Genomic DNA, 22,711 nt, shown 5'->3' with positions numbered 1-22,711 from the left:
TGCGTAACATCCGCAACCCACTTTTTCCCGCGAATATCAGCTGCCGCGCCCGTTGGCCGCTCTGTCAGGTAAGCCATGAAACCGATTCGTCTGCGCGCCGATGTCCTGGCCGGACTCACCACTTCGTTTGCCCTGTTGCCCGAATGCATTGCGTTTGCGCTGGTGGCTCACCTCAATCCGCTGATGGGCCTGTATGGCGCCTTCATCATTTGCACGCTGACCGCGCTGTTCGGTGGCCGGCCGGGCATGGTCTCCGGGGCGGCCGGTTCGATGGCGGTGGTGATCGTCGCGCTGGTGGTGCAGCACGGTGTGCAGTATTTGCTGGCGACCGTGTTGCTCGGCGGTTTGATCATGATGGCGTTCGGGCTGTTGCGGCTGGGCAAACTGGTGCGCATGGTGCCGCACCCGGTGATGCTCGGGTTCGTCAACGGTCTGGCGATCATCATTGCGCTGGCGCAACTGGAGCATTTCAAAAGCGGCGAGCAGTGGCTCAGTGGCACGCCGTTGTACCTGATGACCGGGCTGGTGCTGCTGACCATGGCCATCGTCTACCTCCTGCCGCGCCTGACCCGTTCCGTGCCACCGGCACTGGTGGCGATCCTCGGCGTCGGCCTGCTGGTCTACCTGTTTGGGCTGCCGACCCGGACCCTCGGCGACATGGCGCACATTGCCGGCGGCTTGCCGACGTTCGCGCTGCCGGACATCCCGTGGACGCTGGACACCCTACGCATCATCGCGCCCTACGCGATTTTGATGGCTATGGTCGGACTGCTGGAAACCCTGCTGACCCTCAACCTCACCGATGAAATCACCGAAACCCGTGGCTACCCGGATCGCGAGTGCGTGGCGCTGGGCGCGGCGAACATGGTGTCCGGTGCGTTCGGCGGTATGGGTGGTTGCGCGATGATCGGCCAGACCGTGATCAACCTGAGTTCCGGTGGGCGCGGGCGCTTGTCCGGCGTGGTAGCGGGTGTGTTGATTCTGTTGTTCATTCTGTTTCTGTCGCCGCTGATCGAGCGGATTCCGCTAGCGGCGCTGGTGGGTGTGATGTTCGTGGTGTCGCAGCAGACGTTTGCCTGGGCTTCGTTGCGGGTGCTGAACAAAGTGCCGCTCAACGATGTGCTGGTGATCATCGCGGTAACCACGATCACGGTGTTCACCGATCTGGCCACGGCAGTGCTGTGCGGGATCATCATCGCGGCGCTGAATTTTGCCTGGCAGCAAGCGCGCGAGCTGTACGCCGATGAACATCTGGAAGCCGACGGCAGCAAACTCTATCGCCTGCATGGCACGCTGTTTTTTGCCTCGACCACGCCGTTCCTCAATCAGTTCGACCCGGCCAGCGACCCACAGCGCGTGACGCTGGATTGCCGGCACCTGAGCTTTGTCGACTACTCGGCCATCGCCGCGCTGAAAACCTTGCGCGAGCGTTACGCCAAGGCGGGCAAGCAGTTGCAGGTGTTTCACCTGTCCGAACGCTGCAAGAAATTGCTGAAACGCGCCGGAGTCGATCACGACTGACGCGTCCGACGCAGTACAAAATTCAATGTGGGAGCGAGCTTGCTCGCGATAGCGGTGTATCAATCGACAAAGATGCTGACTGATACACCGCCATCGCGAGCAAGCTCGCTCCCACAGTTTTTTGCATTACGCTGGATTTTCGATCGCCGGGAAATCGATGTCGGTCAGCGCCACGTTGTTGAGGTAGTTGGTCAGGGTCTGCGCGGCGACGATGGCGATCACTTCGATGATCTTCTTGTCGTCAATGCCGGCAGCGCGGGCGGTGTTGATCTGTTCATCGCTCAGGTGACCACGGGTTTCCGTCAGTTGATGGGCGAGGGCGGCGAAGGCATTCAACCGGCCGTGGCGCGCTTCGATGATTTCTTCTGCTGCAAGCCCGGCCTTGCTGGCGAACAAGGTGTGCGCCGCCAGGCAGTAATCGCAACCGTTGACCTGCGACGTGGCGAGGTACACCGCTTCTTTCTCCTTGGCGCTCAGGGACGTCTTGCCCAGCGTGGCCGAGATTTGCACGTAGGCATCCAGCGCGACAGGCGCAGTGGCCAGGGTCTTGAACAGGTTGGGCAAGAAACCGATTTTTTTCTGCACGCCTTCAAGCGTCGGGCGAGTGGCGTCGGTGGCGGTTTCGAGGCTGACAGGAACGATGCGGCTCATGGTGATTCTCCGAAAGTCCGGTGCGAAGTGCGCCGGGGATGAAGGCCATGTTATTGAGCGCGACTGGTGCTTTGGGTGCAAATCGTCGAGGATATGCGACAGATCGTCCAAACCTGTCGTCGGGGATTCTTCCATGGATCGCTTGTCTACGTTGCTCAGTCACTTCGGCGTCAATGCCGGCACCTTCCACAGCGGCACCTTCTGCGGCATCAGTGCCTACGGCGGCGATCAGGTGTGCGGGCATGTGCATTTGCTGCAGGCCGGGCAAGTGCTGCTCAAACCGGGGAATGAACCGGAGCTCAGCCTCAATGAACCGACACTGATTTTCTTCCCCCGGCCGTTTGCCCACCGATTGTTCGCTGACGAGGCAATGAACACGCAACTGGTGTGCGCCTCGCTGACCTTCGACGGCGGCGCGGGCAATGCGCTGGCGGCGGCGCTGCCGGATTATCTGGTGCTGAAACTCGCCGACCTTCCCGAGATGGCCAGCACTCTTGACTGGTTGTTCAAAGAAGCGTTCGACGGCCATTGCGGGCGCGAAGCGGTGATGGATCGGTTGTTCGAGCTGCTGGTGATTCTGCTGCTGCGGCATCTCATCAGCAGTCGCGACCAGCAGCCAGGCATGATGGCGGGGCTGGCCGATCCGAAGATTTCCCGTGCGTTGAGCCTGATGCACGACCAACCGGCCAAGGCTTGGAGTGTCGCCGAACTGGCGAGCGCCGCCAACCTGTCCCGCGCCGGTTTTGCCGAACACTTTCGGCGAGTGGTGGGGCAGACGCCGGTGGATTATCTGGTGAACTGGCGGATCAGCCTCGCGCAGAAACGCCTGCGCGAAGGCCGACCGATCGCGCTGATCGCCGAAGAGGTCGGCTATGAAAGCCCTTCTGCGCTGGCCCGGGCGTTTCGGCGCAAGACCGGGCTCAGCCCACGGGAGTGGAAGGCTGGAGTGAGCTGAAGATTATTTGGCGAATTTCTTCGCCCCGGCCACGCACAGGATCACGCCCAGCGTAACCGCCAGCATGCCGGCGCTGACCTGCTCATGCAGCAGCGTCGCCGCCAGCGCCAAACCGAAGAACGGCTGCAACAACTGCAACTGTCCGACCGCCGCAATCCCGCCCTGAGCCAGCCCGCGATACCAGAACACAAAACCGATCAGCATGCTGAACAGCGAAACGTAAGCCAGACACATCCACGCCGACACGCTGATGCCGCTGAACGAGGCGGGCGCCCGCCACACACTCAGCACGGCCATCACCGGCAACGCCAGCACCAGCGCCCAGCAGATCACCTGCCAGCCACCAAGGGTGCGCGACAGTTTTGCGCCTTCGGCATAACCGAGACCGCAGGCGAGAATCGCCGCGAGCATCAACAGATCGCCGGTGGGCGAGGCGGTCAGTCCTTGTGAAACCGCAAAACCGACCACCAGCGAACTGCCCAGCACCGAAAAGATCCAGAACACCGGGCGCGGGCGCTCACCGCCGCGCAACACGCCGAAAATCGCTGTCGCCAGCGGCAGCAATCCTACAAACACAATGGAATGCGCCGACGTCACGTATTGCAGCGCAAGGGCGGTCAATAACGGGAAACCCACGACCACGCCCAACGCCACGATCAACAACGAGAACCACTGATCCCGCGTCGGCCGTCGTTCGCGAAACAGCCATAACAGGCACAGCGCCAAGACTCCGGCGATGGTGGCGCGGATGACGGTGAGGAACACCGGGTCGAATTCCAGCACCGCCAACCGCGTGGCCGGCAGCGAACCGCTGAAAATCACGACGCCGATGAAACCGTTGATCCAGCCACTGGTTTTTTCCAGGGTTGGCGCGGGCAGATTCGTGGTTCGTTCCATGTCGGGTCACGCTCAAGAGTGGGGTTGCTTGCGGTTCATCCTAGGGTTGAGAATCAGCACAATCAAAGAATTGTCATGGATACATCCCGACATGCCGCGCTCCCGTTACAAGACGCTCGTTGATACCTACGCCGCCGACATTCGCGCCGGCCGTTTGCTACCCGGTACGCGTTTGCCGACCCATCGACAACTGGCCGCCAGCGAAGGGCTGGCGCTGGTCACGGCGTCGCGGGTGTACGCGGAGCTTGAGGCGATGGGCCTGGTCAGCGGCGAAGCAGGGCGGGGCACGTTCGTGCGTGAGACGTCATTGCCGCCGGGGCACAGCATCGATCAGAAAGACGTGGCGGTCGGCATGGTCGACCTCAATTTCAACTACCCATCGTTGCCCGGTCAGGCCGAGTTACTGCGAACGGCACTGCGGCAATTGGCGCTGTCCGGTGACCTCGAAGCGCTGCTGCGCTATCAACCCCACGCGGGTCGGGTACACGAGCGCGCCTCGGTCGCCCGGCATTTACAAACCCGTGGCCTGAAGGTCGATGCCGAGCAAGTACTGATCGTCAACGGCGCGCAACAGGGGCTGGCCGTCGCGCTGATGGCGTTGTTCAAACCCGGTGACGTCATTGCCGCCGATGCGTTGACCTATTCCGGCTTCAAGGTGCTGGCCGAAGCGTTGCACCTGGAAGTGGTGGCGATTCCGGTAACCGATCACGGGCCGGATTTGCCGGCGCTGGAAAGACTCTGTCGCAGCCGCTCGGTACGTGCCGTGTACAGCATGCCGACCCTGCACAATCCGCTTGGCTGGGTCATGCCTCTTGATCAGCGCGAACAGCTGGTGGCGATTGCCCGACGTCATGATCTGACGATCATCGAAGACGCGGCCTACGCGTTTTTGGTCGATAACCCGCCGCCACCGTTGGCCGATCTGGCAGCGGAGCGGACGATTTACGTTTCGGGGCTCTCGAAAAACATCGCCACCGGCCTGCGCGTCGGCTTCATCGCCGCGCCGCTGCAAACCGTCCCGGCCCTTGAGCGAATCATCCGCGCCACCACCTGGAACACCCCGGGCGTCATGACTGCCATTGCCTGCGGCTGGCTCGACGACGGCACTGTCACCTTGCTCGAAGCGCAAAAACGCCACGACGCTCGTGCACGTCAGGTGCTGGCGGGCGAGATACTCAAAGACATCGTGCACATTGGCCATCCGTCCTCGTATTTCCTCTGGCTGCCATTGCCGGAGGACGCCCGCGCCGATCAGGTCGTGGTCGAATTGATGCAGCAGCAAATTGCAGTATCGATCGCCGAACCGTTCGTGGTTTCGGCGCACGTCCCCCATGCGATCCGGATTGCGCTGGGCTCGGTGGACATGGATGTGCTGCGTCAGGCGCTGATAAAAGTCCGGCAGGTTGTGGGCGCCTATCGTTAGCCGAAGCCCTTTCGGATCGCCACAAAATGCTAACCTTGCGCCGCCCGATTTACGCCAGTCCGGAACCTGCAATGAAAAAACGCGCCTTACTGACCTTCGCCCTGATCCTCAACGCAGGCCTGCTCAGCACGCCCTCCCTGGCGGCGGGCGACGCCGAGGCCGGCGGCAAAATCTTCCCGCGCCTGTGCGGCGGCTGCCACCAGGTCGGCGAATCCGCCCGCCCCGGATTCGGCCCGGAACTCAACGGCATCATCGGCCGCCCGGCCGGGACCTCGGCGAACTACGTGTACTCGGACGCGATGAAAAACTCCGGCGTGACCTGGAACCGTGAAACGCTGACGGCGTATCTGAAAGACCCGAAGGGCGTGGTCCCGGGGACGCGGATGATCTTCTGGGGGCTGAGTGATGAGGAGAAGATCGATAATTTGTTGGCGTATCTTCAGACTTTCCCCAATCAGTGAATATCCTCGGCGGGAGCTGATCCAGGCCGTTCCCGCTTTCAATTCTCCCGTTCGGCCTGCCCCGCGAACCAGCCCATCACCACCCCACACGCCGGATGCGAAGCCGCTGACGGCTGCAAGCACAATGAGTAAATTCCCCCGGTTTTCAGCGGTTCCCCGAATGGCACCACCAGCACGCCACGCTCGATGGATTCTGCCGCCAGCGTCATGTCCGTCACAGCCACTCCCAATCCCCGTGCCGCCGCATCCAGTGCCAGTTCATCGAGGTTGAACGGGATGTGCCGGTAATCTTCCAGCGGTTTGCCGTCGTTCGCGGCCAGCCATTCGATCCATGCCTGGCGATCTACCGAGCGATGCAGGAGCGGGAAGCGCAGCAACGCTTCCATTGAACGCATTGCTCCGGCCAGATTCGGGGCGCACACCGGCACCAGGGTTTCCTGAAACAGCGTCAGGCAATCCGGATCGCTTGATGCTGTCGGCAAGTAAAGGATGTAGGCATCGCTGTCGCCGGTCGGTTCGACGACTTCGGTGGCGACGGTTTCGATGGCCAGCGAAACCTCAGGATGGCGCAGATAAAAGTCGCTGAGTCTGGGCAGCAACCAGCGCACCGCCAGCGACACGTGCATGCGAATGCGGAACGGACGTTTCTGCGGCGTGAGGCGTACTTCGAGGGTTTTCAGTTGCTCGAAAATGCTCCGTGCACTGGCCAACACCTGCTCGCCTTCCGGCGTCAGGTGCAGGTTGCGGCTGGTGCGCACGAACAGCGCCACGTTGAAGTGACTTTCCAGTTGCTGGATCTGCCGGCTCACGGCGCTTTGTGTCAGGCACAACGTTTGCGCAGCCAGGGTGAAGCTGCCGCATCGGGCGACTTCGACCAGCGCCTGCATGGCTTGCAAGGACGGAACGTGGCGAACTTTATCCATGCGTTTTCAGAATGGCTCGATGATTTTATAGCGTTGGTTTGGTGTTCGAAGACCTTATAGATTCTAGCTCTGGCGGCGATCTTCACCACATGGACATGCGATTCACGCATGACCAACAGAAGAAGGCAAGCCGCCGAACGACAGTCGAACGAGGTGACGCATGGACAATATCTGTGGCTGGATCGCGCAAGCCGGAAACTCCCCGGCACGCGGTCGCCTGAGCGGGGCGCAAAAAGCCGACTGGCTGGTGATCGGGGCCGGCATCACCGGGCTCAGCGCCGCGCATAACCTCGCGCAATTGCATCCCCAGGCGCGGATTGTGGTGGTGGATCGGCAATCGGCGGCGCAGGGCGCGTCGGCGCGCAACTCGGGATTCGTCGTCGCCCATGAGCACCCGGCCGACAGCGAACTGATCGGCGCCGCAGGTTTTGCCGGGTTTGAAGTCGACACGGCGATTTCCCGCGCCGCCAGCGAAGAAGTCCGACAGCGGATTGCCCGACACGCCATCGACTGCGATTTTCGCGACAGTGGGTATTTCTTTGCCGTGAACGATCCGGCCAAGCTCAATCAGGTCGATGCAAAACTGGCCACGCTGCGCGCCCTAGGTGCCCGCGCCGAGTTTCTGCAAGGCGAAGCGCTGAGCCAGAAGCTCGGCACTCGCCACTACCAAGCTGCGATCTGGTGCGGCAACGGCAATGCGCTGCTGCAACCGGCCAAATACGTGAAGGGCTTGCTCAATGCGCTTCCGGACAACGTCACGGTGTTCGAGAACACCGACATTTCGGGTCTTGAGCGTGTTGGCCTGGGACGTTTACGCGCTCAAAGCGCCGAAGGCAGTATCGAGGCCAAGCAAGTGCTGGTGTGCCTCAACGCGTTTATTCCCCGCGTCGGCATCAACGACAGCGCCACGTTCCCGATGGAGTTGAGCGCCAGTCTCACGCGTCCGCTCACGGATCAGGAATTCGCGGCCATCGGTTCGGTCGAGCCGTGGGGTGTGCTGTCGACCCGGCCGCTGGGCGCGACCGTGCGGTTGACCCCGGATCGCCGGGTGATGATCCGCAACACCGCCGAATACCGCACGCGAGACCTGTCCAGCAGCGAGCTGGTCTTGCGTCGGCAACACCATGTGCGCGGTCTGCAACGGCGTTTTCCGTTCCTCGGCGAGCAAGACATTCGCTACACCTGGACCGGTCACCTGAGTGCGACCCGCAGCGGCCAGGCGTATTTCGACCGTGTTGAGGAGGGCGTTTTCGCCGTGGCCGGTTGCAACGGCTCGGGCGTGGCGCGCGGAACCCTGTGGGGTCGGCTGTTGGCGGAACTGGCGTCAGGCGTCGACTCGCCATTACTGCAATCGGTGATGCAACGGGCCGAACCCGGCTGGCTGCCGCCGCGACCTTTCTTCGATATCGGTGCCATGCTTCGCATGCGCGTGGAGGCGGTCAGGGCCAGAACAGAAATCTGAAATTCCGCACATCCCACAAGAACAAAAGCCACTCAATTCAGGTGACAGAACATGCGCGTCAATACACTTTCCCTGGCAGTCTTGCTCGCAACGGCATCGGCGGGCGCTCTTGCCGACGAAACGGTCAACATTTCCAACTGGAACGGCTACATCGCCGACGACACCCTGGCCAACTTCACCAAAGACACCGGTATCAAGGCCACTTACGACATCCATGACAGCAACGAAGTGCTCGAGTCGAAGTTGATGACCGGCAATACCGGTTACGACGTGGTCAGCCCGTCGAACCACTTTCTGTCGCGGCTGATCAAGGCCGGCGCGATCCAGAAACTCGACAAGTCGCAATTGCCGAACTGGAAGAACCTCGATCCGCTGTTAATGAAGAAACTTGAAGTCAACGACCCGGGCAATCAATACGGCTATCCGTACATGTGGGGCACTGCCGGCATCGGTTACAACGTCGAGAAGATCAAGGCGATCTTCGGCAACACGGACGTTACTCGCTCGTGGAAGATGTTCTTCGAAGAGGACAATATCAAGAAGTTGAGCCAGTGCGGCGTGGCAATCATCGACAACCCGACCCAGGTGTTGCCGATCACCCTCAACTATCTGGGCTTGCCGCCACACAGCCATGAACCGGCGGATTACAAAAAAGCCGAAGCGGCCTTGTTCAAGATTCGCCCTTACGTGCAGTACTTCCATGCATCGAAGTACATCAGCGATCTGGCCAACGGCAACGTCTGCGCGGTCATCGGTTTCAACGGCGACGTGGTGCAGGCAGCCGCCAGTGCCAAGGAAGCGAAAAACGGTATCGACATCGCCTACTCGATCCCGGACGAAGGCACGACGTTGTGGTTCGACATGGTGGTCATGCCCAAGAGCGCGCCCCACGAGAAGAACGGCTACACCTACATGAACTACCTGCTTGAACCCAAGGTGATCGCCAACATCAGCAACAGCATTCACTACGCTAACCCCAACGCGGCTGCGAATGAGTTCCTGACACCGGCCGTGAAACAGGATTTGGCGATCTACCCGCCGAAAGAGGTGATGGACAAGTTGTTCACCGTGGAAGAGTTGCCGGCGGCGATTGCCCGGTTGACGACGCGGTTGTGGACCAAGTTGAAAACCAATACATGATTCAAGTGGCGGTGGTGTCGGGTTGATGGGCGAGTTGGCAGGCCACTTGATTGCGGCCTGCCGCTTTCGCCTTGTACAACTGCTGGTCGGCACGTTTGACCAGCGCTGTCGGGGTGTTGTCCGCCGGGTCGGCCTGGCCGACACCAATGCTCACGGTAACCGGGCCAACCAGTGGGAACAGTGCTTCGGCAATAGTGCGCCGGATCTTCTCGGCGACCACTTCCGGGGTGTCCGGTTTGGCGATTTCCGGCAACAGCACGGCAAATTCTTCACCGCCATAGCGCGCGACGAAATCGGTGGCTCGGGTGCTGATCTGTATAAGCTGCGCCAGTTGCCGCAGTACGTCGTCCCCCACCGCGTGGCCATGAGTGTCATTGACTCGTTTGAAGTGATCGACGTCGATCAGCAATAACGCGAACGGCCGTCCGGTGCGGCGAAACAACAGGCTGTACTCGGTGAGCTTTTCGTCAAACCGGCGACGGTTGTAGGCGCCGGTCAAACCATCGTGTGTTGCCAGACTCAGCAGTTCCTCATTGGCCTGGGTGAGGGCGGCGGTACGTTGTGCGACCGTGGCCTCCAGCGAGGCGTTGGCTTCCTGCAACTCACGCTCCTTGGCCAGCAGCGATTGGGTCATCCTGTCGATGGACTGGCCGAGCTGGGCGATTTCCCGCACCGGGTGCTGCAACTGAAAACGCGTCCCCGGTTGGTTGTTCTGCACTTGCTGGGCCGAGCGTGCCAGTTGCTCGATCGGGCGACTCAGATACAGCGCCAGGTAGTAGGCGACCAACGCAAACACCACCGCCGCCATCACCCCCAGCAGCAACAATTTATAGAGCAGCAGGCGCGCCGGTTGCAGCGCGGTGTCCAGCGGCTGGCGCACGGCAATCGACCATGACAGCGCAGTGCTCAAGGGCGTCGGCACCGTCACCGCGCTGGTCAGATAACCGTTGCCGACGGTCCACCCCGGCGAGTCGGGATCGTTCGCCTCCAGTTGCTGGCCAACCAGTGCTTCCGGGTACAGCACCTTGCCGTCGTGATCGATGATCAACGCCTCGATGTCCGGCGCGACGCCTTTGTGCGAGAGCGCCGCCGATTCGACAATCCGCGTCACCCAACTCCAATGCGCGTGGGCACCGAGAACGCCGATCACCTGTCCGTCGGCATTGTGGATGGGGGCCGCGAAATCAATGAATCGCAGCGGTTCGCCATTGGCCGGTGCCGGCAGCATTTTGGCCAGCAACACGGCTTCGTGCGGGTCACCGGTGTACTCACCGCGTAGACCCGCCTGGAACCACGGGCGCTGTTGCACCGACTGGCCTACCAGTAAACCGTTGACGGCCTGATGCACCTGACCGTTGGCATCGGTGATGCCCATCCACGCATATTCGGCGCGAGCCTGGGTGCGCAGTTGCATGGATTTGAGGATCGCCGGGTTATCCAGATCACCACGTTCCAGGTGCGGCGCGCGGCTGAGCAGATAGACCTCCAGCTGTCGCTCGCGCAATTGCTCACCCAGCAATGCCGCCGCCGACCGCGCGGTGCTCAGCAGCGCATTGCCGCTGGCCTGTTTCATTTGTTCGGTGGCGATGTGGCCGACATAGAAGCCAACGCTCAACAGCGTCAGCAGGGACAAACCGGCAAACCAGAGAGTCAGGTGGCTACGCAGGCTGGCTTTGAGCATGGGCGATGTCTGTTTTTATTGAAGTGGCGCCATGGTATGCGACATCGCGGACGGGCCACCAGTCGGGCGCTTCATGAAACATTTCCTGATTGATACCAATGAGCCATTAGCTCCAGTAAAGTGTGCGCCGCCCGAGAGATGGATCCCGGGCTTTTACCCATGGAGTCTTGAAGTGAAATACCTCAGCAAAGTAGTCGCCGCCGCACTGTTCGGTGTGGTTCTGGCAGGTTGCACCGGCACCCCGATGAACACCAAACAATACGACAGCAGCCAATACACCGTGATTGGCCACAGCGAAGCAACCGCCACCGGCCTGCTGCTGTTCGGCGTAATCCCGATCCAGCAGAACAGCCGCTTTGTCCGCGCCCAGACTGCCGCGATCAAAGCCAAGGGCGGCGACGCCATGATCAACACTCAAGTCCAGGAAAACTGGTTCTGGGCGTGGGTCCTGACCGGCTACACCACCAAGATCTCCGGTGACGTGGTCAAGCTGAAAACCGCTCAGTAAGCGACGGTTGGATGTGAAAAAGCCCGGCTGATCAGGCCGGGCTTTTCTTTTTCTAGCGGTAAAGCCGTTGAATCAAGCGACGCGGCGCTCTATCAGGCGGTCCGAACCGCCCTCGGCCACACGACGTTCTTGCAGACGGTCCGAGCCACCTTCAGCTACGCGACGTTCTTGCAGACGGTCCGAGCCACCTTCAGCTACGCGACGTTCCAGCAGACGATCCGAGCCACCTTCAGCTACGCGACGTTCTTGCAGACGATCCGAGCCACCTTCAGCTACGCGACGTTCCAGCAGTCGATCCGAGCCACCTTCAGCTACGCGACGTTCCAGCAGACGATCCGAGCCACCTTCGGCAACACGGCGTTCTTGCAGACGATCCGAACCACCTTCAGCAACACGGTGTTCGATCAAACGATCCGAACCGCCTTCGGCGATCATGGTATGAGCGGGTTTGGCTGCAAAAGCGTTGACTGCGAGAACCGAGAAAGCGATGCCGAGAAGGATTTGGCGTTTCATGATCGTGTGCTCCGGGGTGTTGTTTGTTGGGTATGGAGCCGATCTTACGCCCGGGATTTTTTATGAGAACTTCATTGACGTGATGGTGACTATCGACGCCAGCGATGGATGCCGGAGCCCCGATTCACGGGGCCGTCGCTCGAACGCATAGCTCCCCGGTTGCGCGGGTCAGGGCCAGCTCGTGCAGCGCATCATGAGTCAAACCGTTACGCGCCTTGGCCATCCACGTCGGGCAGTCCGGATCGTGGCGATAGGGCGTGAAGTCGGCGTATTGCTGCAACAGGCGGGTTTGCAGCTCATCCAGGCGCGGCCGAATCTGTTTGCCCAGATCCGGGCGGGGCGTGTCGGGCGCGGCGCCCGCCGCTTGCCACTTCGCGAGCAAACCGTATTGCACCAGTTTGTTGGCTTCCATTTGTGCGGCGATCAACTGCGCCACGTCTTCTGGATCAAGCTTGCGCTCGGTGGCCAGCGTTCGGGCATTAGCGATGACCTGGGCTTCGCGGGGACTGTCCTGGATCGGCTTGCCGCTGTCCCATTTACTCAGGGCGACGAGGTCGCCGATGTTCAGGCGTTCGTTCAAGGTTGCGAGCAATGACTGCAGAGTTTCTGGAGCAGTTGAGGGCTCGGCTGCGCCAGTGATGCCGGAACACAGAGACAAAAGAACGACTGCAGATAAACGCAAGGCGCGAGGCATGGAGCATGATCTCAATGGTTATGAACAAGCCTGCGGTTTATCACGGTTATGCAGAAGAGGGCACCTGCAACGTGCATTCAACTTCACTCGCTGGCGACCGATACAGGCTTATCCCTATTTACGACTCGGTGGTGATCTCCGAGAAACACAGGAGGTTCGATGCACCGCAATCTGATGTCACTGATGATTTTCTTTGTGTGTTCCACCGCTGTTGCTGAGACGGTGCCACCCGGTACTGACTCATTCAATCAGTACCTGACTGCATCCTGGGACTGGCAGACGCTGTCGAAGGAGCTTCTGTCGATGGCGACCGAAGACAACCCGGACAAGGCAAAAGCGAAAGCTGTGGGTGAAAACATTCTTGAGAACAAAAACAAGGCTGAACGCTATCTGGCTCAGTCCATCGAGGAAGGCAACGCCGCCGCTGTATTTTACAAAGCCCGGATGACGGAGTTCGGCGACCCGATGAATCCCGATCTGCAAAAAAAACGTGAGAAGGCCTGCGAGCTCTATGGGGATTCCGCCAGAAAAGGTCTGTTGGTCGGCGCCATCGTTTACGCAAAGTGCAGTGACACGATTCCCAAGACGCCTCGTTACGACGAGAGCCGGATACTTTTGCGTAATGTGTTGAATACCGAGGACGCCTATCTGGGGTATTACCCATTTGCCGTTAGCCATGCGTACTGTTATGAACGAACGGTTGAACCGCCCAAGGCTGATGAGGATCCATTCGCAAGGATAAGGTTGCTGGCGCAACCGACATTGCTTGAAGCTGAGCAGGCACGTGCGGAAGGCTTCTATTATTTGGCCGCCGATTATTCGTCCCCTGTGAGCGTTCAATCGCAACAGGATCTGAAGCATGCACTTGAGGCCGGGTGCCAGACAGACGGTCTACGGCTGAAGCAAAAGAGTCAAAACCCGAAGCAGCAATAGCGGGCGTGAGGAAAAACAGTCAGCGATGAGGATGAATCTGTTGAGCCTCAAGGGGCAGAGATGAAAACTTCTGCAATACACGAGAAGTTCATTGCTCATCGCTCGGAACTCACCGAAGCTATCCTCAATCAGTCCCCGGCAGTCGAGATGGACCTCCCTTCAATGCAAAGCCCAGCTCAAATCCCTCTCTGGAAGACCTACCTGCTGTTCCTCGCCCCCATGGTGCTGTCGAATTTCCTGCAGTCCATGTCCGGCACGGTCAACAGCATCTACATCGGCCAGATGCTCGGCACTCAGGCGCTGGCGGCGGTGTCGGGGATGTTTCCGATCATCTTTTTCTTCATTGCGCTGGTCATCGGTCTGGGTGCCGGGGCAGGGGTGTTGATCGGGCAGGCGTGGGGCGCACGTGAGTCGCACATGGTGAAGGCGATTGCCGGGGCGACGCTGTTGTTGGGGGTGTTGATCGGGTTGGTCGCGGCGGTGCTGGGCAGTGTGTTTGCGCGTCAGGCGTTGCAGGGGTTGGGGACGCCGGCGGATGTGCTGGACGACGCGGTGGCCTATGCCCGCGTGATGATGTGGACGTTGCCGTTTGTGCTGGTGTACGTGCTGTTCACGCAGTTGTTGCGCGGGGTGAGCGACACGCTGTCGCCGATGCTGGCGCTGCTGCTGTCGACCGTTGTCGGTCTGGCGCTGACCCCGGCGTTCATTCGCGGGTGGTTGGGCTTGCCGCAACTGGGGATTCAGAGTGCGGCGTTCGCCGGGCTGGCCGGTACGCTGGCGGCGATGGCATGGCTGGCGTGGAGTCTGAACCGCAAGGGCCATCCGCTGGCGCCGGACCGGGAATTCTTCGGGGCGTTGCGGCTGGACGGCGAGATTCTCGGCAAGGTATTGCGCATCGGCCTGCCGACCGGGGTGCAGATGATTGTGTTGTCGCTGTCGGAGCTGGTGATTCTGACGTTGGTCAACCAGCACGGCTCGCAGGCGACGGCGGCCTATGGCGCGGTGACGCAGATCGTCAACTACGTGCAGTTTCCGGCGCTGTCGATTGCGATCACCGCGTCGATCCTCGGCGCCCAGGCGATTGGTGCCGGACGGTTGGAGCGACTGGGACTGATCCTGCGCACCGGATTGTGGATCAACGTGTGCCTGACCGGTGGCCTGATCGTGCTCGGTTACCTGTTGTCGCACTGGCTGCTGGGGCTGTTCCTGACCGAGGACTCGACCCGGGTGATGGCCGAGCACTTGTTGCACATCATGCTGTGGAGCCTGTTGATCTTCGGCTTTCAGGCGATCATCGGCGGGATCATGCGCGCCAGCGGCACGGTGCTGGTACCCGTCGCGATCGCGATCATTTGCGTGGTCGGCGTGCAGTTGCCGGCGGCGTACTGGCTGGACGGGCAGTTTGGTTTGCAGGGTGTGTGGATGGCGTTTCCGGTGGCGTATCTGGGGATGCTGGTGTTGCAGACGCTGTACTACAAACTGGTCTGGCAGCATCAGAAGATCGAGCGGCTGGTTTGACGGATCGCAAGTGATCGAGCGGCCCGATCTGCAAAGGGCTGTCCTGTGAGGGACAGCCTTTTTTTGTGGGCGACGGGAGGGGTGTCAGTACGGATTACCGACCCGAATCAATGGCCGACGATGCTGCCACGGCAAGGCCTGTTCGAGTTGCCCGGCCAGACGCAACAACAGGTCATCGGCGCCGAAGCGTGCGGCAAATTGCAGTCCTATCGGCAGGCCGCTGCCGGACATGCCCAACGGCAGTGAAATCGCCGGGGTTCCCGCGACATTGAACACCGGCGTGAAGGGCGAGTGCTCGAAGACCCGTGCCGTCCATTGCCGACCGTTCATGGTTTCGGCGTTGTGGTTATAGGTGCCGAGGGTCTGGGGAAGACGTGGCAGGGTCGGGGTCAGCAGCACGTCAATCTCCTCGAACCACGCGGCCACCTGACGGGCGATGCTGTTGCGCACCTCCAGCGCGGCGGCGAAGTCTGTGCCGCGTGATTGCTGGCCGAAGGCGTAGCAGGCGAGGGTGGCCGGCTCCAGGGTGCTGCGATCGACAGGGCGCCGGGTCGCAGCGGCGAGATGGTCGATCCAGCGCACCAGACTGGCACACCAGATGTGCGCGTTGGCCTCGACGAAGGCGTCCCACGACAGATCGAGCGGTGCGCGGACGGTTTCCACCTGATCGCCGAGAGATTCGAGTTCACGGGCAACACGAGCGGTGGCATCGGCGATATCGGGATCGATACTGGCCCCGTTCCAGGGCGTGTCGAGCAAGCCGATGCGCAATCGCCCGGGATCGCGGCCGACCTGAGCCAGAAAACCTTCGGCCGGTGCCGCCGTGTAATAAGGATCTCCCGGCGCACAGCCTTGCACCACATCCATCAGCGCCGCGCTGTCGCGCACCGTCCGCGACAGGCCCAACTGAACGCCGAACCCGGCAAATACCTCGTCCATCATTGGCCCATGAGAGCTGCGGCCGCGCGTCGGTTTGAGGCCCACCAGACCATTGAAGGCTGCCGGAACGCGGATCGATCCTGCCGCGTCGGTGGCATGGGCGATTGGCACGATACCCGCCGCGACTGCCGCACCGGCGCCACCGCTTGAGCCACCAGAAGAAAGCTGCGGGTTCCACGGATTGCGGGTCGGGCCTTGCAGGAGGGAGTCGGTTTCGGTGCTGAACGCCATTTCCGGGGTGGTGGTGCGGCCCAGGGTGATCAGCCCGGCAGTGTTGAAGCGTTGCATCAGACTGGAATCGTTTTCCGCGACCAGACCTTGTGCGAGTCGGCTGCCCAGTTCATTGCGTCGTCCGGTCGCAGTGATCGCCAGATCCTTGATCAGAAACGGCACTCCTGCCAACGGGCCGCTGCCAGTGGTCGCGGTCGGCGTCCAGTGTTCGATGATCGCGTTGATCGATGGGTTGATCTGCTGTATCGCTTCGGTGGCCAGTGAGGCCAGTTCTCTTGCGTGGACTGCGCCGGATGCAACCAACTGTGCGAGACCAATGCCATCGTGTTCGGCGTATTCGTTGAGTTTCATGGGTATCACTCCGAGAGGGAGCGTCGATATTAGGTCGCAGGGTCTCAGCTGATTAGCCCATAATCGCGGCATGAAATGTGCCATGAGTGGCACAGTCCATTCTTCTCAGGCAGGTCCGAAATGATCCGCGATTTGAACGACACGATGGTGTTTGTCTGCGTGGTGCGCCTCGGCAGTTTCACCGCCGCTGCCCACGCCTTGCAGATTCCCAAAACCACCGTCAGCCGCCGAGTGCGCGAGCTGGAGCAGGCCATCGGTGTGCAACTGCTGCGCCGCACCACCCGCCAGTTGAGCCTGACCGAGGCAGGGGCGGTGTATTACGAGCAGTGCAAATCCATCGCCGACACCCTCAAACACGCCGAACGGGCCGTGCATCAATTGCGTGACGGGCCGCGTGGCTGGTTGCGGGTAACGGTGCCGTTTTCATTCGGGGTGCATTGGTTTGCACCGTTGCTGGCGGGCTTTCGTCAGGCGTACCCGGAAATTCGTCTGGAAATTCTGGCCTCCCATGTACCGATGGATCTGGTGGGCGAGGAGATCGACGTGGCGCTGCGGCTGGGAGCATTGCCGGACTCGAGTCTGATCGCCCGGCGGCTGGCCAGTTTTCCTACGGGCATTTACGCAGCTCCGCAATACCTCGCGCATCACGGTACGCCGCAAACTCCGGAAGAATTGCTTCACCATCAAACGTTGACGCTGCATCAAGCCCGGCGCGATGTCGGTTATGTCTGGCCGCTACGCCGGGAAGGGGCGCGGCTGAGAGACTATCGTGTCGAACCCAGCATCCTCGCCAACGACCCGGCGCTGTTGCACGACGCGTTGCTGGCAGGCGAAGGGCTGAGCCTGGCGATGGACCAGAGCATGAAAACCGATGTGCAGGCGGGACGCCTGATCCGGGTTCTGCCAGAGTGGATCGGTCCGCCACAGGATCTCAACGCGGTCACGGCTCGCGAGCACCTGCCATCGCCCAAGGTGACGGCGTTGATTGGTTACCTGAAGGCGCACATGCCGGACGGAGTGGCGTAAGCGCCCGATGTTTGCTTAAGTCAGTCGAGACCCACCGAGGCACCGGAGCATCCCATGTCGATTCGATTGTTGTTGGCTGCTGTGTGTTGCCTGATCGTCATGCCGGCGGCGCAGGCGGTGGAGTACACCCGAGTCAACACCACCGCAAGCCAGATCAGTTTCACCTACAACCAGATGGGTTCGAGGATGTACGGCACGTTCGGCAAGTTCGATGCGACGCTGGATTTCGACACTGCAAATTTGAGCAACGCCCGCACCACGTTGCACATCGACCTCACCAGCATCGACGCCGGCAGCGAAGACGCCAACAGCGAGCTGGTGAAACCGGCGTGGTTCGATACGCAAAAGTTTCCGACGGCAGTGTTCGAATCAACCCGTTTCAGTCGGGTCGATGAAAACCATTACCTGATCGCCGGCCGACTCACGCTCAAAGGTGTCACCCGTGAAGTGCAGGTGCCGGTGCAACTGAAACCGGACAGCAACATTGGCATCTTCGACGGTGAGCTCGTGCTCAAGCGCGACGCATTCGGCCTCGGTGCCGGTGAGTGGGCCGACACCGTGGTTTCGAACGACATCGCGATCAAGTTCAAGGTGGTTGCACCGGCGCAGTGACCGGCCTCAATACGCCCGCCAATGCCCCGGCACCCAGCGCCATTGGTTGCCGGCCCAACGATAATGGCCGGCAACCCAGTGATAGCCCGGCGCAGGCATCACCGGGACCACTTCGACGATCGGTGGTGGCCGATGCGGGCGCACCGGTTCTACGACGCAGCCCGACAGGGTGATTGCCACGAGTGAGGCAGCGAGCAAGGTTTTTATGGTTTTCGACATGACGATGTTCCTGGTGGACGACGTGGGCGGGCAGGCGAGCAATCAACGCACCCAATGACCTTCAATCCAGTACCAGTTCGGCCCGCGGGCCTGCCAGTGGCCCGGTTTCCAGCGAGCGCCGTGACGCACCGGTTGCCAATGGCCGGGCACCCAGGCGTAACCTCGACCTTCCCAGCGCCAGTGGCCCTGATCCCAGGCATAACCGGGCCGTGGACCTGGCATCGGTTCCATGCGCATGGGCGGCGGGGCTTCACGGATGATGATTTCTGGCTGGGCAAAGACAGGTGTGCTGGCCATCGCGGCCAGCGTCAGCGGCACCAGCAGCAGGGCTTTTCGCCATTTGAACAGGGAACGCAGAACGTTCATGACAACTCCTCAGGGCCTGCGTCGGGAAATGAACGCAGCTGAAGAATTGGACGCCAGATCGGCGAAAGATCCGTTCTCGGGCAGATGAAATTTTTGTCAGGCTTGCACAGGGTATGATGTCGCGGTTCGCCGGTCGCTCAACCCGCCCGGCAGCTTGTGTTTTACCGCCGGAGTTCACCCGCCATGCCCCGCATCACCCACTACAAATCCCCGTGCCCCGAAGACGTCAACAGCCAAATTCTGCAAATGGTGGTCGACTACCTGACCGACATCAGCGCGATCGGTCTCGGCCCGAGTAACCTGCTGTACAACGTCTATCAGTACGCGGTTGGCTACGAGGTGCATTTGTATCTGGAGGCATTGAACGGCGAGAAGGGCACCGAGGTGGAACTGCTGGTGGCTACCGAGGACGAAGACCCGGAGCAGGTGATCGGCTTCCTGTTGTACTTGCCGGTGCAGGGCGATTGGGAGGCGTGCAACGTGGCCTATCTGGCGGTGCAGCAGCCGTACCGCCGTCAGGGTGTGGCCCGCGCGTTGATCGCCGACATGGTGACGCGCTACCCCCATGCCGAGTTGACGTGCAGCGTGGGTAAAGTCCCGTATTTCGAGGCGCTGGGCTTTGAAGTGCTGGGCCAGTTGGAGACTCAGGTGCTGATGAGTACCCGGCATTACCGCAGCAACGGCTTGCGCGGTTTTATCGACACCACGCCGATCTACCGTTCGCTCGAAGTGCAGCAGATCCACACCTACCTGCTGCAAAAACACGGCAAGCGGGCGATGGTCGATGCCGAAAAACAGCGCGACCGGCATCTGGATCAAGTCACGCGTCACACCGAAGAGTTTGTCCGCCAGCGTCTGACCGTTCACTGATCCTGCGTCTGGCGAATGGCAAAAAGCCCTTGTTGCAACGACGGCAACAAGGGCTTTTTTGTGCCTGGGATTTCAGGACAGCTTCACGTTCATGGTGATTCGCGCCGTGAACACTTTTTTGCCCTCGGCGTCGTGGATGTCCACCGGCACGATCTTGTCGCCTTCGGTCTGCCAGTCCAGCCCTTCGCCATTGGCCACGGCGGTCACATCGGATTTGGCCTTGGCCAGATACTCGACGGTCATGCCTTTTGGAATCCAGCGAGCGCCGGCGGGAATCGAAACGTCGGTCATCATCCCGGCCGCCAGTTCGGCGGCGTTGCACATGGCGATGGCGTGTACGGTGCCGAGGTGGTTGGTGATCTCGCGGCGAAACGGCACCTGCACCGTCGCCGAACCTGCTCGCAGCTCGGTGACCAGCGGATTGATAGTGCTGAAATACGGCGCGACCTGACAGGCCATCTGGCTGAACGCTTGTGGGCCTGCGCTGGTGAACATGCTGAGAAACTGACTCATGGTGAAGCCTCGCGATTAGGGGATTTACAGAATTATGTTCCGATAGAGAATATTGTTCTGTAACGGAACGGTATTCTGTCCGTGGGAAATCTGTCAACCTAGGCGCGTTTCGATTACCGGCACGGCCGTGCCTTTCAACCGGATTTACAAGGCCTTCAACCCCATGGACACCACAGATCTACTCGAGCGCAGCTACCCCGGCCGCCGGGCCGAACTCAAGCGCGACATCTTTCGCAAGGCCTTGCGCCTGTTCAACGAGCAGGGGATCGAGGCCACCACCATCGAAATGATCCGCGCCGAGTGCGACACCAGCGTCGGCGCGATCTATCACCATTTCGGCAACAAGGAAGGGCTGGTGGCCGCGTTGTTTTTCACCGCTCTGGAGGATCAGGCGCGCTTGCGTGATGCCTATCTGGCCGACGCGACGAGCACCGAGGAAGGTGTGCAGGCGTTGGTCTTCAGCTATGTGGATTGGGTCGAGAACCAGCCGGAATGGGCGCGGTTCCAGTATCACGCGCGTTATGCCGTGACCCGGGGCCCGCACAAGGACGAACTGGCCGCCCGCAACAAGACGCGCAATCTGAGTCTGCGCACCTGGTTGAGTGAGCCCGGGCGCGCCGCCGAACTCAATGAGTGTCCCGCTGAACTGCTGCCGTCGCTGATCGTCGGACAGGCGGACAGCTATTGTCGGGCGTGGTTGTCCGGGCGGGTGAAGGGCAGTCCGAAGGCTTATCGTGAGTTGCTGGCTCAGGCCACGTGGCGTTCGATTCGCTGCGAACCTGAAGACTGATTTTCAGAGACAAAAAAAGAGCCTCAAGACTCTTTGATAGGGAGGAGTAGAGCCCGTGAGGCTCAAGATGCGCGTGAAACAAAGTGCAGGCTTGATTGGGGTTCAGGGCACCTGCACCTACGCAGCGGTTGGGCGAACCAAGCGACTGCGTACCTCCATCCTAGGAAGGTACGGCGGCGGTCTCAAGTACCGTCAGTCACTTGCTTTTGCGGCGCTGGCGGCGGCTCTTCCGACCATCGCGGCAATCGTTGCAAACAGCTCATTACGGGCCTGCGCGGCGCTGATTTCTTCGGTCGCCGCCGCTTGAGACAAGGCCTCGGCGGCGCCGAGCATGGCGCGTAATCCTGCCTGGGTAATGTTGCCCCCGTCAGCGAAAGGCGACAGCACGTTGCGGCACTTCTCCAGAAAAATCGCCTCGTACTCGCGCTTGATCTTCTCCAGTTCCGGCGTGCTGGCCAGTGCGGCAATCACCCCCGGAATCTCGTTGCCTTGAGTCAACACGCAGTCGACATAAGCCGTGGCGATCACCGAGGCGGTGCCGTTCAACGTCGCCTCGCAATTGCCTAGCGCAACATCCATCAGCGCGGTCTGGCGCCTGTCGAAATCCTGATACAGCGCAGCCAGTAAACCGGCGCGGGTGGTGAAGTGGTCGTAGACCACCGGTTTGGTCACGCCAGCTTTTTCCGCCAGATAACCCAGGGTCAGGGCATCGGTGCCTTCTTCGCGAATCAATTGCCAGGCCATGTCGAGCAATTGGCGCTGGCGGTCTTCCCGGGACAGGCGTCGACGAGGTTGTGCGGGTTCGGGGATTTCAGTGGTTGACATTGCTTATATACCAAACGTAACTTACTGAAGGTAACTTACCAAGTGTAACTTATCGGAAGGATAAGCCCTTGGTCAGTAATCACCAACCGGAGATTTCCCCATGCACGCATTGATTGTTGTGGCTCATGACGACCCCCGTTCGCTGACCCATGCGCTGGCGCAGCAGATTGCCAAAGGTCTGTCGCAGCGCGATCCGTCCAACACGTTCGACATCGCTGATCTGCATGCCGAAGAATTCGATCCGTGCTTTGGCGTGGCCGACTGGGCGGTGCATCACCGTGAATCCGCACCGCCTGCGGACGTCTTGACCGAGCAGGCACGCATCGACCGCGCCGATGCGCTGGTGCTGGTGTATCCGGTGTTCTGGTGGTCGATGCCGGCGCTGCTCAAGGGCTGGATCGACCGGGTGTTCAGCAATGGCTGGGCGTTTGATTTCGACGGCGATTCGACCCTGAAGAAGCTCGGACGACTGCGTGTGCAACTGGTCGCACTCGGCGGGGCGGATGCACGGACCTACGAACGCCACGGCTACGGCGCGGCGATGAAGGCGCAGATCGATCACGGTATTTTCGATTATTGCGGGGCGACGGTGGCGGGCTCGGCGTTGTTGCTGGAGTCCGAGTTGCGCGACCCTGCGGTGCAGTTGCAGGCAGCACACGAACTCGGACTTGGGTTGTTCCGCTAAAGGT

The 22,711-nt window shown here is 60.8% G+C and carries 25 protein-coding genes; 14 read left to right on the top strand and 11 right to left on the bottom strand.

Annotated features, from left to right (window positions below; all coding sequences use genetic code 11):
* Positions 1–75: 75 nt before the first annotated feature.
* The gene (locus JJN09_RS08850; RefSeq protein WP_249486880.1) at positions 76–1,521 is read left to right on the top strand and encodes a SulP family inorganic anion transporter; all 1,446 of its coding nucleotides are present in this window, start codon (positions 76–78) and stop codon (positions 1,519–1,521) included.
* A 126-nt stretch (positions 1,522–1,647) separates the two neighbouring features.
* Here JJN09_RS08850 and JJN09_RS08845 read toward each other — a convergent pair whose 3' ends face one another.
* Positions 1,648–2,172: a carboxymuconolactone decarboxylase family protein gene (locus tag JJN09_RS08845; RefSeq protein WP_249486878.1), complete on the bottom strand. Its 525-nt coding sequence runs from the start codon at positions 2,170–2,172 to the stop codon at positions 1,648–1,650.
* 133 nt (positions 2,173–2,305) lie between these two features.
* On the opposite strand from JJN09_RS08845, the gene JJN09_RS08840 reads away from it, so the two are divergent.
* A complete protein-coding gene (locus tag JJN09_RS08840) occupies positions 2,306–3,127 on the top strand; it encodes an AraC family transcriptional regulator (protein ID WP_249486877.1) in 822 nt (273 codons plus the stop codon).
* A gap of 3 nt (positions 3,128–3,130) precedes the next feature.
* Here JJN09_RS08840 and JJN09_RS08835 read toward each other — a convergent pair whose 3' ends face one another.
* Positions 3,131–4,024: a DMT family transporter gene (locus tag JJN09_RS08835; RefSeq protein ID WP_249486875.1), complete on the bottom strand. Its 894-nt coding sequence runs from the start codon at positions 4,022–4,024 to the stop codon at positions 3,131–3,133.
* A 91-nt stretch (positions 4,025–4,115) separates the two neighbouring features.
* Between JJN09_RS08835 and JJN09_RS08830 the strand changes: the two genes are divergently transcribed.
* Together JJN09_RS08830 and JJN09_RS08825 are read left to right on the top strand one after the other, a co-directional pair.
* Positions 4,116–5,447 carry a PLP-dependent aminotransferase family protein gene (locus tag JJN09_RS08830; protein WP_249486873.1) on the top strand — a complete coding sequence of 444 codons (1,332 nt, stop codon included), beginning with the start codon at positions 4,116–4,118 and terminating at the stop codon, positions 5,445–5,447.
* Positions 5,448–5,518: 71 nt separating this feature from the next.
* Positions 5,519–5,908, top strand: coding sequence for a c-type cytochrome (locus JJN09_RS08825; RefSeq protein WP_249486871.1), 390 nt, complete (start codon positions 5,519–5,521; stop codon positions 5,906–5,908).
* A 38-nt stretch (positions 5,909–5,946) separates the two neighbouring features.
* Here JJN09_RS08825 and JJN09_RS08820 read toward each other — a convergent pair whose 3' ends face one another.
* Positions 5,947–6,831 carry a LysR substrate-binding domain-containing protein gene (locus tag JJN09_RS08820; RefSeq protein WP_249486868.1) on the bottom strand — a complete coding sequence of 295 codons (885 nt, stop codon included), beginning with the start codon at positions 6,829–6,831 and terminating at the stop codon, positions 5,947–5,949.
* Between the two features lie 160 nt (positions 6,832–6,991).
* Between JJN09_RS08820 and JJN09_RS08815 the strand changes: the two genes are divergently transcribed.
* Positions 6,992–8,293: an FAD-binding oxidoreductase gene (locus JJN09_RS08815; protein ID WP_249486866.1), complete on the top strand. Its 1,302-nt coding sequence runs from the start codon at positions 6,992–6,994 to the stop codon at positions 8,291–8,293.
* Between the two features lie 51 nt (positions 8,294–8,344).
* Positions 8,345–9,433 carry a polyamine ABC transporter substrate-binding protein gene (locus tag JJN09_RS08810; RefSeq protein ID WP_249486864.1) on the top strand — a complete coding sequence of 363 codons (1,089 nt, stop codon included), beginning with the start codon at positions 8,345–8,347 and terminating at the stop codon, positions 9,431–9,433.
* A 1-nt stretch (position 9,434) separates the two neighbouring features.
* On the opposite strand, the gene JJN09_RS08805 is transcribed toward JJN09_RS08810, so the two are convergent.
* Complete coding sequence (locus tag JJN09_RS08805) at positions 9,435–11,114, bottom strand: sensor domain-containing diguanylate cyclase (RefSeq protein WP_249486862.1); 1,680 nt, start codon at positions 11,112–11,114, stop codon at positions 9,435–9,437.
* A 172-nt stretch (positions 11,115–11,286) separates the two neighbouring features.
* Between JJN09_RS08805 and JJN09_RS08800 the strand changes: the two genes are divergently transcribed.
* Positions 11,287–11,622, top strand: coding sequence for a hypothetical protein (locus JJN09_RS08800; RefSeq protein WP_108591262.1), 336 nt, complete (start codon positions 11,287–11,289; stop codon positions 11,620–11,622).
* Between the two features lie 72 nt (positions 11,623–11,694).
* Here the strand turns inward: JJN09_RS08800 and JJN09_RS08795 are convergent, their stop codons facing one another.
* Together JJN09_RS08795 and JJN09_RS08790 are read right to left on the bottom strand one after the other, a co-directional pair.
* Positions 11,695–12,135: a phage infection protein gene (locus tag JJN09_RS08795; RefSeq protein WP_249486860.1), complete on the bottom strand. Its 441-nt coding sequence runs from the start codon at positions 12,133–12,135 to the stop codon at positions 11,695–11,697.
* A 124-nt stretch (positions 12,136–12,259) separates the two neighbouring features.
* Complete coding sequence (locus JJN09_RS08790) at positions 12,260–12,829, bottom strand: chorismate mutase (RefSeq protein ID WP_249486858.1); 570 nt, start codon at positions 12,827–12,829, stop codon at positions 12,260–12,262.
* A 159-nt stretch (positions 12,830–12,988) separates the two neighbouring features.
* Between JJN09_RS08790 and JJN09_RS08785 the strand changes: the two genes are divergently transcribed.
* Together JJN09_RS08785 and JJN09_RS08780 are read left to right on the top strand one after the other, a co-directional pair.
* The gene (locus JJN09_RS08785; RefSeq protein WP_249486856.1) at positions 12,989–13,762 is read left to right on the top strand and encodes a hypothetical protein; all 774 of its coding nucleotides are present in this window, start codon (positions 12,989–12,991) and stop codon (positions 13,760–13,762) included.
* Positions 13,763–13,924: 162 nt separating this feature from the next.
* Positions 13,925–15,280: an MATE family efflux transporter gene (locus JJN09_RS08780; RefSeq protein ID WP_249486854.1), complete on the top strand. Its 1,356-nt coding sequence runs from the start codon at positions 13,925–13,927 to the stop codon at positions 15,278–15,280.
* A gap of 84 nt (positions 15,281–15,364) precedes the next feature.
* Here JJN09_RS08780 and JJN09_RS08775 read toward each other — a convergent pair whose 3' ends face one another.
* Positions 15,365–16,801, bottom strand: coding sequence for an amidase (locus tag JJN09_RS08775; protein ID WP_249486852.1), 1,437 nt, complete (start codon positions 16,799–16,801; stop codon positions 15,365–15,367).
* 120 nt (positions 16,802–16,921) lie between these two features.
* Between JJN09_RS08775 and JJN09_RS08770 the strand changes: the two genes are divergently transcribed.
* Together JJN09_RS08770 and JJN09_RS08765 are read left to right on the top strand one after the other, a co-directional pair.
* Positions 16,922–17,827: a LysR family transcriptional regulator gene (locus JJN09_RS08770; RefSeq protein WP_249486850.1), complete on the top strand. Its 906-nt coding sequence runs from the start codon at positions 16,922–16,924 to the stop codon at positions 17,825–17,827.
* 54 nt (positions 17,828–17,881) lie between these two features.
* Positions 17,882–18,439: a YceI family protein gene (locus JJN09_RS08765; protein WP_249486848.1), complete on the top strand. Its 558-nt coding sequence runs from the start codon at positions 17,882–17,884 to the stop codon at positions 18,437–18,439.
* A gap of 6 nt (positions 18,440–18,445) precedes the next feature.
* Here the strand turns inward: JJN09_RS08765 and JJN09_RS08760 are convergent, their stop codons facing one another.
* Positions 18,446–18,658: a YXWGXW repeat-containing protein gene (locus JJN09_RS08760; RefSeq protein WP_192558374.1), complete on the bottom strand. Its 213-nt coding sequence runs from the start codon at positions 18,656–18,658 to the stop codon at positions 18,446–18,448.
* A 42-nt stretch (positions 18,659–18,700) separates the two neighbouring features.
* Positions 18,701–19,024 carry a YXWGXW repeat-containing protein gene (locus tag JJN09_RS08755; RefSeq protein ID WP_249486846.1) on the bottom strand — a complete coding sequence of 108 codons (324 nt, stop codon included), beginning with the start codon at positions 19,022–19,024 and terminating at the stop codon, positions 18,701–18,703.
* 183 nt (positions 19,025–19,207) lie between these two features.
* Between JJN09_RS08755 and JJN09_RS08750 the strand changes: the two genes are divergently transcribed.
* Positions 19,208–19,894 (top strand): GNAT family N-acetyltransferase, encoded by a 687-nt coding sequence (locus JJN09_RS08750; RefSeq protein WP_249486843.1) that lies wholly within the window; start codon positions 19,208–19,210, stop codon positions 19,892–19,894.
* A gap of 72 nt (positions 19,895–19,966) precedes the next feature.
* Here the strand turns inward: JJN09_RS08750 and JJN09_RS08745 are convergent, their stop codons facing one another.
* Positions 19,967–20,407 carry a hotdog fold domain-containing protein gene (locus JJN09_RS08745; protein WP_249486841.1) on the bottom strand — a complete coding sequence of 147 codons (441 nt, stop codon included), beginning with the start codon at positions 20,405–20,407 and terminating at the stop codon, positions 19,967–19,969.
* Positions 20,408–20,570: 163 nt separating this feature from the next.
* Between JJN09_RS08745 and JJN09_RS08740 the strand changes: the two genes are divergently transcribed.
* Positions 20,571–21,197: a TetR/AcrR family transcriptional regulator gene (locus tag JJN09_RS08740; protein ID WP_249486838.1), complete on the top strand. Its 627-nt coding sequence runs from the start codon at positions 20,571–20,573 to the stop codon at positions 21,195–21,197.
* Positions 21,198–21,389: 192 nt separating this feature from the next.
* On the opposite strand, the gene JJN09_RS08735 is transcribed toward JJN09_RS08740, so the two are convergent.
* Positions 21,390–22,022 (bottom strand): TetR/AcrR family transcriptional regulator, encoded by a 633-nt coding sequence (locus JJN09_RS08735; RefSeq protein WP_249486837.1) that lies wholly within the window; start codon positions 22,020–22,022, stop codon positions 21,390–21,392.
* A gap of 100 nt (positions 22,023–22,122) precedes the next feature.
* On the opposite strand from JJN09_RS08735, the gene JJN09_RS08730 reads away from it, so the two are divergent.
* Positions 22,123–22,707, top strand: a complete 585-nt coding sequence (locus tag JJN09_RS08730) for an NAD(P)H-dependent oxidoreductase (RefSeq protein ID WP_249486835.1) — start codon at positions 22,123–22,125, stop codon at positions 22,705–22,707.
* The last annotated feature ends 4 nt before the right edge of the window (positions 22,708–22,711 follow it).

Origin of the sequence: Pseudomonas sp. HS6 (assembly GCF_023375815.1) — a bacterium.
In the GTDB taxonomy this organism is placed as follows: Bacteria; Pseudomonadota; Gammaproteobacteria; order Pseudomonadales; family Pseudomonadaceae; genus Aquipseudomonas.
The sequence above is the reverse complement of the archived record's forward strand: the minus strand, read 5'-3'. Positions and strand labels throughout refer to the sequence as shown.